Annotated in this window: 10 protein-coding genes; 5 read left to right on the top strand and 5 right to left on the bottom strand. The window is 73.8% G+C overall.

Going from position 1 to position 12,678, the window contains the following annotated elements:
* Positions 1 to 14: 14 nt before the first annotated feature.
* Positions 15 to 191 (bottom strand): MbtH family protein, encoded by a 177-nt coding sequence (locus HNR61_RS42965; protein ID WP_182848900.1) that lies wholly within the window; start codon positions 189 to 191, stop codon positions 15 to 17.
* Positions 192 to 196: 5 nt separating this feature from the next.
* Positions 197 to 3,217: a non-ribosomal peptide synthetase gene (locus HNR61_RS42960; RefSeq protein WP_182848899.1), complete on the bottom strand. Its 3,021-nt coding sequence runs from the start codon at positions 3,215 to 3,217 to the stop codon at positions 197 to 199.
* Positions 3,218 to 4,031: 814 nt separating this feature from the next.
* On the opposite strand from HNR61_RS42960, the gene HNR61_RS42955 reads away from it, so the two are divergent.
* Together HNR61_RS42955 and HNR61_RS42950 are read left to right on the top strand one after the other, a co-directional pair.
* Positions 4,032 to 4,562 (top strand): SigE family RNA polymerase sigma factor, encoded by a 531-nt coding sequence (locus HNR61_RS42955; protein WP_182848898.1) that lies wholly within the window; start codon positions 4,032 to 4,034, stop codon positions 4,560 to 4,562.
* A gap of 7 nt (positions 4,563 to 4,569) precedes the next feature.
* The gene (locus HNR61_RS42950) at positions 4,570 to 4,791 is read left to right on the top strand and encodes a hypothetical protein (RefSeq protein ID WP_182848897.1); all 222 of its coding nucleotides are present in this window, start codon (positions 4,570 to 4,572) and stop codon (positions 4,789 to 4,791) included.
* A 313-nt stretch (positions 4,792 to 5,104) separates the two neighbouring features.
* Here the strand turns inward: HNR61_RS42950 and HNR61_RS42945 are convergent, their stop codons facing one another.
* Both HNR61_RS42945 and HNR61_RS42940 read right to left on the bottom strand, forming a co-directional pair.
* A complete protein-coding gene (locus HNR61_RS42945) occupies positions 5,105 to 5,509 on the bottom strand; it encodes an Hsp15 family ribosome-associated heat shock protein (RefSeq protein WP_182848896.1) in 405 nt (134 codons plus the stop codon).
* Positions 5,510 to 5,566: 57 nt separating this feature from the next.
* Entirely contained in the window at positions 5,567 to 6,187 is a 621-nt protein-coding gene (locus HNR61_RS42940) for a TetR/AcrR family transcriptional regulator (protein ID WP_218010097.1), read from the bottom strand.
* A 204-nt stretch (positions 6,188 to 6,391) separates the two neighbouring features.
* Between HNR61_RS42940 and HNR61_RS42935 the strand changes: the two genes are divergently transcribed.
* The gene (locus tag HNR61_RS42935; RefSeq protein ID WP_220510474.1) at positions 6,392 to 7,756 is read left to right on the top strand and encodes an MFS transporter; all 1,365 of its coding nucleotides are present in this window, start codon (positions 6,392 to 6,394) and stop codon (positions 7,754 to 7,756) included.
* Between the two features lie 9 nt (positions 7,757 to 7,765).
* On the opposite strand, the gene HNR61_RS50330 is transcribed toward HNR61_RS42935, so the two are convergent.
* The gene (locus HNR61_RS50330) at positions 7,766 to 9,229 is read right to left on the bottom strand and encodes an LCP family protein (protein WP_182848894.1); all 1,464 of its coding nucleotides are present in this window, start codon (positions 9,227 to 9,229) and stop codon (positions 7,766 to 7,768) included.
* A gap of 164 nt (positions 9,230 to 9,393) precedes the next feature.
* Here HNR61_RS50330 and HNR61_RS50325 point away from each other — a divergent pair, with 164 nt between their 5' ends.
* A complete protein-coding gene (locus HNR61_RS50325; RefSeq protein ID WP_182848893.1) occupies positions 9,394 to 10,305 on the top strand; it encodes a S1C family serine protease in 912 nt (303 codons plus the stop codon).
* Positions 10,306 to 11,312: 1,007 nt separating this feature from the next.
* Entirely contained in the window at positions 11,313 to 12,629 is a 1,317-nt protein-coding gene (locus HNR61_RS42920; RefSeq protein WP_182848892.1) for a hypothetical protein, read from the top strand.
* Positions 12,630 to 12,678 lie beyond the last annotated feature (49 nt).

The following is a 12,678-nucleotide window of genomic DNA, read 5'->3' as shown; positions in this document are numbered from 1 at the left end:
CCCAGTCTCCTTCCTCAGTGTCGCGCGCTCAGCGGGCGCAGGTCGGTCCACGCCCGCGCGATGTGCGCCAGGCAGTCGCTCCTGGTGCCCTCGAACCCGGCCTCGCGCCAGCCGTCCGGGAGCTCCCTGCCGGCGGGCCAGATCGAGTGCTGCTCCTCGTGGTTGACCACCACGACGAACTTCTCTTCCATGACGCTCACCCTTCCTGTGGTGCCAAGGCGGAGATGTCCGCCAGCTCGCTGAGGTAGCGATCGATCGTCCTGAGTCCGTCCGCCCCCGGGTCCGCCAGCGCGGCCGCGTGCCGGCCGAACCGCCGGTTGTCGAAGTGCCGGGAGCAGTCGGTGAACATCTGGTCGAGCTCGGCCGGCGCCGCGTCGCGGCCCGCGTCGGGGGGCGGCAGCAGCAGGCGCAGCCGGGCGAGCCGCTCGTCGGACTCGGCGGCGTCCTCCAGCCGGTCGCGGAACCGCGCGTAGTCGACCCGGTCGAGCCCGCACCGGTCGGCGAGCACGCCGAACGCCTCGGCGAAGCACAGCCTGGCGGGCCACAGCACGTGCATCGCGCCGTCGTCCACCTCGATGTCGCCGGTCGCGGCGCGCGCCACGAACCGGCTGACCACGTCCACCGGCGTCACGTCGGTCGCGGCCTCGGTCGGGAACACGCAGCCGGCGCGCGCGCACGCGTACAGCAGGCCGTGCGCCAGCGAACCCGGGTTGGCCACGCCGATCTCCTGGTGCGGCCAGACCTCGCCGAGCCGGTACACCACCGAGCTGACGCCCTGCCGCCGCGCGCCGGCGAGCAGGCTCTCGGCGACGTACTTCGATCTGTTGTAACCGTCCGCGGCGACCTGCTCCGTCGCCGGGACCTGGTCCTCGGTGACGCGCGCGGCGGCCGGCCCGCCGGACGGGAAGATGCTCAGGGTGGACAGGGTGTGCACGCGGGCGCCGCCCGCCGCGAGTTTGATGAGCTCCTGCACGCCGAGCACGTTGGCCGGGCGGTGGTCCAGGTAGCCGGACAGCAGGTTCACCGCGCCCGCGGCGTTGACGACGCCGGACACGCTCGACGCGATCGCGTCGAACCGTCCCTGCGACAGCCCGAGCAGCTCGCCGCCCATGTCGCCGGGAACCACCTCGACCCGCCCGGTCTTGAGCGCCGTGGGCAGCAGTTGCAGGGCGGACGTCAGCCTGTACTGCTCCAGGACCTTGGTCAGGCGCCGGGCGCCCTGCGCGGGGTCGGAGCACCGCACCAGGCAGATCAGCCCGGCGCCGGAGTCCATCAGCAGCTCGGCGAGGATGTGCGCCCCGATGAACCCGGTCGCCCCGGTGAGCAGCAGCGTCTGCGGCGGGCGCCAGGCCAGGTCGTGGTTGATGTAGGCCAGCTCCGCGCTGTCGTCGTCGACGCCCTCCGACAGCCGCGCCGCCTGCTCGCGCACGGTCGGCGCGACCAGCAGGTCCCTGGGACGCACCGGCCTTCCCAGCCGCCGGCTGACCGCGGCGGTGAGCTGGTAGGCGTTCAGCGAGGTGCCCCCGTAGTCGGAGAACGACGCGACCACCGAGACCTGCTCCCGCTTGAGCACCTCGCACCACGCCGAGCAGACCAGCTCCTCCATCGGGGTGGCCGGCGGCTCGACGTGCTCGGCCGGGCCCGCCTGCCGCGCCGTCTCGGCCGCGATGAGCGCGGTCAGCGCCTTGCGGTCCGCCTTGCCGTTGCGGTTGAGCGGGAGCGTGTCGAGCACCGTGATCTGTTGCGGGACGTGCTCCGCCGGCAGCTTCTCCGCCGCGTACTCGCGCAGCTCCTGCGGGGTCGGCGGATCGTCCGCCGACCGCCCCGTGACGCACCCGACCAGGGTGGCCTCGGGACCCTCGCCGAGCACGACCGCCATCGCGCTGGCCACGAGCGGGTGGTCGGCCAGGGCCGACTCGACGTCGCCGAGCTCCACCCGCACGCCGCCGATCTTGACCTGCTCGTCGCGCCGGCCGATGAAGTGCAGCAGCCCGTCCTCGCCGAACCGCGCCAGGTCGCCGGTCCGGTAGAGCTTCTCGCCCGGGATCTCGGGGAACGGGTTGTCCACGAACGCCCGCGCGGTGCGCTCGGGATCGTTGAGGTAGCCCGCCCCGACGCACTCGCCGCCGAGGTACACCTCGCCGGGCGTGTTCACCGGGACGGGGACGAGGTCGTCGTCGAGCACGATCGCGGCGGTGTTGTCGATGGGGCGCCCGATCGGGATCCGGTCCACGTCGGCGTCGGTGACCTCGTGGAACACCGACCCGATCGAGCACTCCGTCGGCCCGAACGTGTTGGTGACCTCGACGCCGGGCAGCAGCGCGCGCAGCCGGTGCACCGGCCCGGGGCTGGCCGGCTCCCCGCCGATCAGCACGCGCCGCAGGCTCGACGCCGCCTCGCGCAGGTCCTCGCGCAGCTCCAGCAGCGACACGAACGCCGTGAGCACGGACGGCACGAAGTCGGTGATCGTGACCCCGTGGCGGCCGATGGTCATCGCGGTCTGCTCGAGGTCGAGGATCCCGTCGCGGTGCGGCAGCACGACCTGCCCGCCGGACACCAGCGGCCACAGCAGCTGCCACATCGAGGAGTCGAACGTGGACCGGCTGTTCTGCAGCGTCACGTGGTCGGCCCCGTCACCGAACCGGTGCGACATCGTGGTCAGCCGGTTGACCAGGCCGCGGTGGCGGTTGAGCGAGCACTTGGGCGTGCCCGTCGAACCGGAGGTGTAGAAACCGTAGATCAGGTCCTGGGGGCCGGGCGCGCGGTCGGCCGGCGGGGGCGTCGGGTCCTCCGGCGGCTCGGCACGGTCGACGGTCACCGCCGGGACGGCCAGCCCCAGCTCGGCGACGGTGTCCACGGACGCCGGTGACACCACGATGGCGGGCGGCGCCAGCTCGGCCACGACCGTCCTGAGGCGGTCCATCGGCAGGGCCGGATCCAGCGGAACGAACGCCGAGCCCGTCTTCATCACCCCGAACAGCGCCACCGGGAACTCGGGCCCGTCCGCCACCAGCACGGGTATCAACCGCCGTTTCGAGACGCCGGCGCCGATCAGTTCGTTGGCGATGGCATTGGCCCTGGCGTCGAGGTCGGCATAACTGATGGTGGTGTCCCGGTAACGGACGGCGGTGCGGTCCGGAGCTCTTTCCCGCTGTTCGTCGAACAGGTCAAGGACCGTGCTTTGCCGGGGAAACGCGCGCTGCGGTCCCAGGGACATGTGAATGGCGGTCAGGGCATGTTCGCCCCGGTGCGTCTGCTCATGGCGTTGCATCGTGCCCCCATGCTCTCGACTGGCAGGGTCCCTCATGTCAGGCAGTTCGGAGACTGGTCGGTTCGGTGAGTTCCAGGCAGCCGGAATCGGCCCTCGGCGAGCACGGCGAGGGAGTCGGGGAAATGGCGCCGCGTTCGGCGGACGCGGACACGCGGTCACGCGTCGCGCGAATCATCGGACTCCGGAGGGTTCGCGCGGGCGGCCGGAGGCTTTCTGTCTCACTCGGTCATGCTGATATGGACATGCGAATATCACGCTCGGCGCAGTTGTCGTCGGCGGGCGCACGCCGGTCGGTGATGACTCGGAGATGCCCGGTTTTTCGGTCGAGCGGGCGCCGGAGAAACACGCGTGGTGTTTCCCTCACCGCGTCGGGGCGGGCCGCGGCCTGGCCGATCCCGATCCGTGCCGACGGGCGGTGGCACTGGATCCGGACCGTGAAAGCGCTGGTGCCGGGGGTTCCGGCGACGCCGGTCCCGGCTGTCGGCCGATGCGCCCTGGCCGGCGCGCCGACGTCCGTTCGGCCTGCCGTCACCGCGTTCGCGGCGCCGTTCACCACCTATTAACCGATGCGTGCGGTTGCGGTGAAGATCTGTCAGTGTTATTCACGATGCAGGCAGGAGCAGCGCATCGATAACCTCCCCTCTGACGCGACTTGTCAGCGTCGGTGTTGCTGCCTCACCCATATACACAGGGCGAAGGGGCGATCCGTTGCATCGGAGGAGCAAGATTTTCTAGGAAGGAGGACGAGCGAGGTGACGTTGTGCATCACAGCCCTAACCATGAGTTCGCGCGATACGTCACGGCGATACGGTCACACCTGCGCCATCGGGCGTTTCTGCTGTGCCGTGACTGGCACGAGGCCGACGACCTGGTCCAGAGAACCCTGATCAAGATTTTCCTGCGCTGGGAAACCCTTGATCGTCGGGACGAACTGTCCGCCTACGCGCGCACGGTGATGGTCCGGACGTTCATCAACCACCGCGCGGCACCCGGCAGGTCGCGCGAGTTCCTCACCGACCAGATCCCCGAACCCGAACCGAAGCCCGGCGGCCAGGAGCAGGTGGTGGACCGCATCCTGCTATTGGACAAGCTGGCCGAACTCGGCCCTCGACAAAGAGCGGTGATCGTGCTGCGCTACTGGGAAAACCTCACAGTGAAGGAGACCGCGGAAGCGCTGAGCTGTTCACCAGCGACAGTTCGTAGCCAGACCTTTCGCGCCTTGACCAATCTCCGGGCGCTGCTACGGCACGATCTTGGTCCGCGAGAAGTCAACGGCCAGGACCCGATGTGAGTGTGTCATGAGTGAGATCCGACCCCACCCTCCGGCTGAAGACGCGAACGACGGCCTGTTCAACGACGTGATCGGTGAGCTGCACCGCCTCTTCGAGGCGTTCGGCGCGACCCCCGCCCCGCCTCCCCGCCTCAGCGACGTGGAACTGGTCGCCGAGATCCGCAGGAGAGCGGCCCGCGTTCCGATCCCGACCCGGCCGAGCCACCCCCTGCAGCCAGAGGGACACTGACCGCCTCGGGGAGATCCCCGCTTCTCGCGAGACGGGCGCCCCGCACGGAACCGAGCAGGAGAGCCGGGTCACTCCGCCCGGCTCCCCGATCACCGGACCCCCGGGAGGGAACGAGGAGAACGCGACACCGAACGACGCGAGACCGAACGGGGCACGCCCTGGCCCCGAGAGCAGGAAGAAGCGGCTGACCACCGAGTCGAGCGCGGACGCCGTCCGAACCGGTGTCCGACCCCCCTCCGATGCCTTCATCGCCTCCGGCGGACGCGCTCGACCTCGGCCAGGCCGCGTTGTCAGAGGTCTCAGGTACGCGGCGTCAGTCCTGGGCGCGCCGGGAGGCCGCCAGCTGGTCCAGCGCCCGGAGCCGCTCCAGCTCCCGGCGGTCCCGCTTGGTGGGCCGACCGGCCCCGCGCTCGCGGCGGGCGACCGGCATCAGCATGCCGCGGGGCGGCGGGGGCGGGCTGTTGTCGACCAGGCACTCGGCCGCGACCGGCGCCCCGACCCGCTTGCGGATGACCTTCTTGACGACGACGATCCGCTCGCGGCCCTCGTGCCGCACGCGCACCTCGTCCCCGGGCTTGACCGGGGTGGCGGGCTTGGCCCGCTCGTCGTTGACCCGCACGTGCCCGCCGCGGCACGCCGCGGTCGCCTGGGAACGCGTCTTCAGCAGCCGGACGGACCAGATCCACAGGTCCACGCGCACCGAACCCTCGTCTGCCATGCGATCGACTCTACGGGACGCGGGCGGCGTCCGGCCGGCGTCGGGCCGGCGGGATGATCAGCCGGGCGGCTTCATGCCCAGCGCGTTGGCCCAGATCTGGTTCAGCGTCGTCAGCAGGCGCTCGAACGCGATCGGCTGCTCGGCGACGTAGACCCAGTAGGCCATCCGGCTGACCATCGCCGACAGGGCGTAGGCGGTCATCAGCGGGTCGAGGTCGGGATCGGCCTCGCCCCGCTCCTGGAGCGCGCGGATCATCCTCGCGTTGCGCTGCACGAAGGCGTCACCGCGCTCCACGCGCAGCCGCCGGAAGTTCTCGTCGATCTGGGCGACCTGCTCGAACAGCGCCATCAGCCGGGCGTTGCGGCGGTAGGAGCGCAGGTACTCCCGGTTGGCGGCGTCGATCAGCAGCCGGGGGTCGGTGATCCCGGTGCGCTCCCGCAGGTGGGGGTGGAGCATCTCCTCGTTCACCTGCTCCACGACCGCCGCGAAGATCTCCTCCTTGTCGGTGAAGTAGGTGTAGAACGACCCGGACGCCACGCCCGCCGTCCCGGTGATGTCGCTGATGCGGGCGTCGAGGTAGCCGTCCCGCTCGAAGACCTCGCGGGCGGCGGTGATCAGCGCCTGCCGCGTGCGCATGCCGCGCCTGCTGCGCGGTGCCGTCCGGCCGTTCGTCTCCATGCCCGCCAGGATCCCACCAAGCTCTGCCAAGCCACACCTGAGCAGCGAAATTACCGCATGGTGTGAGATCAGTCACTACTTGAACCTGACGTTGGATTCAACTAAGAAGGGGGACCAACGGCCCGGACAGCGGGTGAGCGCCCGTCCGGGGGTGCGGGCCGGCGCACTGGTCGCGGCGTGAACGCGAGCAGAAGGAGTGATCACGTGGCCTCACCGACGACGCAACCCGCCGGCACCCGCGCCCAGGGCAAGCTGCTGGGCGCGGGACTGATCGGCAGTTCGATCGAGTGGTACGACTTCTTCCTCTACGGGACGGCCGCCGCCCTGGTCTTCCCGAAGGTCTTCTTCCCCGAGTCCTCGGCGCTGGCCGGGACGCTGCTGTCGTTCAGCACGTTCTGGGCCGGGTTCCTCGCCCGGCCGATCGGCGGCGTGGTCGCCGGCCACCTCGGCGACCGCTACGGCCGCAAGAAGATCGTGGTGGCGTCGCTGCTGCTGATGGGCCTCGGCACGTTCCTGATCGGCTGCCTGCCGGGCGCGGGCACGATCGGCGTGCTGGCCCCGATCCTGCTGGTCGCCCTGCGCTTCGTGCAGGGGCTGGCCTGCGGCGCGCAGTGGGGTGGCATCGTCCTGCTGCTCACCGAGTCCGCCTCACCCAAGCGCAAGGGCTTCGCCGGGACGTTCGGGCAGATGGGCGTGGCGTTCGGCGTCTGCCTCGGCAACGCCGCCTTCCTGATCGCCGTGCAGGCCACCTCCGACGAGGCGTTCCTGAGCTGGGGCTGGCGGATCCCGTTCCTGGCCAGCGCGGTGATGTTCCCGGTCGCGCTCTACATCCAGGCCCGCGTCGAGGACAGCGCCGAGTTCCGCGAGCTGGCCGCCGAGACCGCCGCCAGGACCGAGCAGGTCGTCAAGGCGCCGGTCGCCGAGGCGGTCCGCCGCCACTGGCGCACGATCCTGCTGGCCGCGGGCCTGCTCGCCGGGACCAACGCCCTGTTCTACATCAGCGTCGCCGGGGTGGTCAGCTACGCCACCACCGAGCTGAAGCTCAGCCGCGACGCCGTCCTGTCGATCTCCCTGCCGATCACCCTGCTGAGCGCCGGGATCGTGCTGTGGGCGGGCTGGATCTCCGACCGCGTCGGCCGCCGCCCGATGATCCTGCTCGGCGGCGCGATCATCGTGCTGTGGGCGTTCCCGTACTTCTGGCTGGTCGACACCCGCTCCCTGCCGCTGATCGCGCTGGCGGTGTTCGTCGGCTCGGTCGGCCAGTCCCTCACCTACGGCCCGCTGGCCGCCTACATCGGCGAGCTGCTGGAGCCGAACGTCCGCCTCTCGGGCGCGTCCCTGGCCTACCAGCTCGCGTCGATCACCATCAGCGGCGGCACCCCGTTCCTGATGACGGCCATCATCGGCGAGACGGGCTCGACGACGCTGGTGTCGGTCTACGTGGCGGCCACCGGGCTGATCACGTTCGTGTGCGCGTGGGTGCTGAAGGAGACGAACCCGGCCGCCGTCCGCCAGGACCCGGCGGCGGTCCCGGGCACCCACCTGTACCGGCGGCCCGCCACCTCCTGACCCCGGGGCTCAACCGCAGGCCGCCCGGAGCGACTCCCCGCCCCGGCCCTCGCGCGGCCGCGCGAGGGCCGGGGCCGCCGCCCGCCGCGTCCGGGGCGGCGCGAGGGCGGCGGCGACCTGGCGGCGCATCGCGTTCACGTCGGGACGGAAGACCGGGAAACGCGGCGGCGTGAACTGCACGCCGCGCAGGTCGCCGCCCCGGACCTTCTCCGACAGCCTCACCAACGCCGGCAGCAGCTCGGCCGGAAGGTCGGTGGACACCGCCCGGCGCGTCGCGGCGGAGAGCCCGCGGACCCCGGTCAGCACCCGCCGCGGGTCGGCCTGCTCGGAGATCGCCTCAAGCAGGCACCGCTGCCGCGCCATGCGGGCGAAGTCGCTGCTGCCCTGCCGCGCCCGCGCGAACCACAGCGCCCGCTCCCCGTCCAGCCGCCGCGTCCCGGCCGGGATCACGCCGGTCGGGCGGCTGCCGTCGGACGGCCCGCCGTAGGGGATCGGACGGTCCACCCGCACCCGCACGCCGCCGACCGCGTCCACCAGGTCGCGGAACCCGAACAGGTTGACCAGCACGTAGAAGTCCACCGGCCGGCCCAGCAGGAAACCCACCTGCTCCTTCATGATCCGGGGTCCGCGCCGCCCGTCGGGGACGCCGGGCACCAGCGCCGGGTTCTCCTCGGCGTCCTGGTAGAGCTCGTTCAGCAGCCCCTCGGCGCCCGGCCGGGACCCGGTGTAGCCGTCCGGCCAGCGCGACCGCAGCCGCGCGGGCACCGGGAACCGCTGCAGGTTGCGCGGCAGCCCGAACAGCACGGCGTCGCCGGTCCGGGTGTCGACGCTGGCGACCGTCAGGCTGTCGGGCCGGACGCCCCGCCGGTTGCCCGCGCCGTCCCCGCCCATCAGCAGGACGGTGACGCGCGCCCGGTCGGGGAACGGCGCGCCCGCCCGCGTGCCCTGGAAGACGTCCTCGATCGTGCCGCCCAGCACCCGGGCGCCCCGCGCGGCCAGCGCCAGCGGCGCGCACACGGCGGCGACGAGCAGCACCACGACCACGGCCGCCGCGACCTCCCCGGCGGGCGTGGCCCGACGCGGCCGGGCGACCTGGTACGACCGGACCACCACGGCCGACCACGCCAGCGCGAGCACCACCAGCCCCGCCGCCAGGGCGTCCAGCCAGCGCGGCTGCACCGCGACCCGCTGCAGTTCCTCCCGGAAGGCCAGCACCGCCACGGCCGCGCCGCCGAGCAGCGCGGCGAACGCCGCCATCAGCGCCGCGCCCGCGCCCCGGCGGCCCGCTCGCAGGTGCGCCACGCCCCACACCGCCGTGGAGGCCGCCGTCAGGCCCAGCGCCCGGCCGACCGAGCCGGCCGGATGGGACCGTCCGTACCGGAGGTGCCCGTGCGGGGACCGCCGGTGCCGTGGCGGGCTGGGCCGGCGGCTCCGGGGGCGTCTGGGCTGCTCGGGCCAGAGGCGGTCGGACACGGTCGCTCCCGGGGATTCGGCGGTGTCGGAGAGGAGTCCTCGTCAGGACTACGCACCCGCCCCGGAAACGCGTTCATTCTCCCTCGGCGTTCGACCTCGGTGCCGATCTCGGACGTACCCCTGGGGGAGAACGCATTCCCGCACCGAGAACGCGAGGAGCCGACGTGAGCACCGACCCCTCCCACCGTCCGCACCCCGACCCGTGGGGCGATCCGCTGCGGCCCTCGAACACGGCGACCCGCGCCGACCCGCGCCTGGGGCCGCCGCGCTGGGAGGAACCGGCGGCGCTGTTCCCGCCGTACCCGCCCGGACCCGCGGCGTGGGAGCGCCCGGTGGGCCGCCCCCGGCGGGTCGTCGCGACCGCCGCGCTCGTCGCGGCCGTGACCGGGGCGGCCGCGGGGATCGCGGGGGCGGCGGTCGCCGGTGCCCGGTTCGGCGCGGAACCGGCCGCGAGCACGCCGGTGGCGCGCGACGGCGACCTGCGGGACGCGGCGGCCCGGGTGCAGCGCAGCGTCCTGTCGATCTCGGTGCGCGGCGCCGACGGCGGCTCCACCGGCTCGGGCTTCGTGCTGGACCGGCGGGGCCGGGTGCTGACCAACGCGCACGTGGTGGCCGGCGGCCGGACGATCACCGTGGTGCTGGCGGACCGGCGCGGCGTCCGGGCGCGGCTGGTCGGGGCCGATGCCGGCGCCGACATCGCGGTGCTGCAGATCGACCCGGCGGCGGCCCCGCCCCCGGTGGAGCAGGGCAGCGCCGCGCGGCTGCGGGTCGGCGACCCGGTGCTGGCGGTCGGCTCACCGCTCGGCCTGGCGGGCACCGTCACCTCCGGCATCGTCAGCGCCGCCGAACGGGAGGTGTCGCTGGGCGGCGGGCGGCGGCAGGAGGCCGTGCAGACCGACGCCTCCATCAACCCCGGCAACTCCGGCGGCCCCCTGGTGGACAGCGGCGGCCGGGTGGTCGGCGTGAACACCGCCATCGCCACGCTGGGGGAGGGCGGGCGGTCCGGCTCGATCGGCATCGGCTTCGCCATCCCGATCGAGCGCGCCGCCCTCATCGCGCGGCGGCTCATCGGCTGAGAACACGCGGAAGGCGGCGGCGGTGACCCCGGACGTTCACCGCCCCCGCCCCGCGACGCCACGATCATCCGTGGCCGGTTGTCGGCGGCCGCGGCCATACTGCCTCCATGCACGACGATGATCGTCTCGCGGAGAGGCCGGGGGATCGCCTCTTCCCGTCGGCCGGGTCGTGCTCGGAGGCGGGGAGCGGCGGGGGTGCCGCATCTTCTGGCCACCGAAGCGCAGGTCGACGCGGCGCCCGGGAGGTTCTCGCCCCGGCGGCCGCGCCGCGTGCGCACCGAGACCGCCGGCGACGGCCCCGGGCCCGCCCGGGTCCACCCCGCTCCCTTCCCCCGATGTTCATCCCGGTGATCTTCACCCGCCGCCGCCGGTCCGGGATCCTTGGGCCCCGGGAACGGCACGGGCTCAGCCACGGTCCCGCAGAGATGTTCCTCGAGCGCCGTGGGGCCCCCGCCCCTCGGACCCGGTCGCCCCGCCCGCCGGCATGTCGTACGCGTGCCGCGGCAGCCGCGCGATCGCCACCTGTGGCCAGTTCGTTCCGGCGGCATCATCAAGATCAGCAACCTGTCAGACTGGCGACGCAAGATCGTGGCGATCCGGCGCATCATGTGACGGAAGGAACCTGTATGGCCGACCGCGACCCCACCCCCCCGGCCGATCCCCGAGGTTCCGCCTGGGGTCAACACGGAGACCTGGATCTGCCCGCGCCCCCGTACTCCTTCGGGGCGGCCGCCGGCGCCGCGGACGAGGCCCCCACGGACGAGGCCGACGCCCCCATGACACCTCCACCCACCTTCATGGCGCAGCCGCCCATCCCCATGGCGCAGCCACCCGCTCCCATGGCATCTCCGCCTGCCCCCGCCGCGCAGCCGCCTGCCCCCGCCGCGCCGCCGCCCGCCCCCGCCGGGCAGCCGCCTGCCTCCATGGCGCAGCCCCCCGCTCCTATGGTGCAGCCGCCTGCCACCGCCGGGCAGCCGCCTGCCCCGGCCGCGCCGCCGCCTGCTCCTATGGCGCAGCCGCCCGCCCCCGCTGGGCCGCCGCCCGCCATCACCGAACGGCCCGTCCGCGACGAACCGCGTGACCGCGCCGGCGCCGCGTGGTCCGGAGGCCCCCCGCCGGCGGCGCACCAGCCCGCGCGGCCGGTCGCCGTGCGCACCGCGCACACCCGGCGCCGTTTCGAACGCCGGGTCGTCCTGCTGGGCGCCGGCAGCGCCCTGGCGGTCAGCGCGGTCACCCTGACGCTGTTCACGGCGATGAGCGACGAGACCGCACCCGTCGTCCGGCCCGGTCCCGCCGCCACCCCCACCGCCACCGCGACCCTGACCCGGAAGGTCCCGCCCGGCTGGTCGGCCACCGGAGCCTGGCAGACCCCCATCCGTCCCGGTACCCGCCCCGCGGTCATCCCCGACGGCGGCCTGGTCGCCATGGTCACCACCGACCGGCGCGTGCAGATCCGGCACGGCGCGACCGGCGCGGTGATCTGGACCGCCGCCACCCCGCTGCCGCCCGAGGCGGGCGACCCGGTCGCCACGCGCGTCGACGGCAAACCCGTCATCACCGCCCTGGCCGGGCCGCGACTGCTGGTGTGGCCGGTCAACGGCACCGGCGCCGCGCCCACCACCCTGGCCCTGCCCGACAAGGCCCAGGTGAGCTGGGCCGGGGACGGCCCGTTGCTCACCCTGCCCGGCCACCGGGCCGCCCTGGTCACCGGCGGCCAGGCCCGCACCGTGGAGCTGCCCGGCAAGGCGGTCGCGATGGCCGTGGACGGCTCCACCGTGCTGGCCGCCACCAGCACCGGCACCTGGTGGCGCCTGACCCCCGGAGCCCCACCGGTCAAGGTCACCCCCAAGAAGCCCGCCGGGGCCAAGGCCGTGACGCGCGTGGCGGCCGCCGGGCATGGCACGGTGACGCTGGTGTGGTCCTCGGACACCTCCGGCAAGGCCGTGGCCGCCCTGCACGACGCCACCACCGGAGCGGCCAGGACCTCGGCTTCGGCGCCCGCCGACCAGCTGCGCACCACGCCGGTCTGGGTGCGCGGCGCCGACGGCGGGGCCGCCGCCCTGGGGCCGGTGGTGTTCGACCTGGCCCGCCCGGCCGCCACCGCCCGGCCCGGCCTCATCCCGCTGACCACCGCCGGCCCGGTCGCCTACGGCCGTATCGGCAAGCGCCTGGTCGCCGTCCCCGCCTCCGGTGAACCGGTCCGCGACCTGGGCGCCGGGACCGCGCTGCCGTGGGGCACCGTGGCCGACCGCGCCATCGTCGCCGACCGCACCGCCGACGGCGTGGCGCTGTTCGCCCTGCCCGCCGCCGCGCCGGCCGGCTGACCTGAGACCTCCCCGCTCCCCACCAACCGCACGATCGAAAGGAGCACGA

It is taken from the genome of Actinomadura kijaniata (genome assembly GCF_014138665.1).
GTDB lineage: Bacteria > Actinomycetota > Actinomycetes > Streptosporangiales > Streptosporangiaceae > Spirillospora > Spirillospora kijaniata.
Note: the sequence above shows the minus strand (reverse complement) of the source record. Positions and strands in the feature narration are given on the sequence as shown.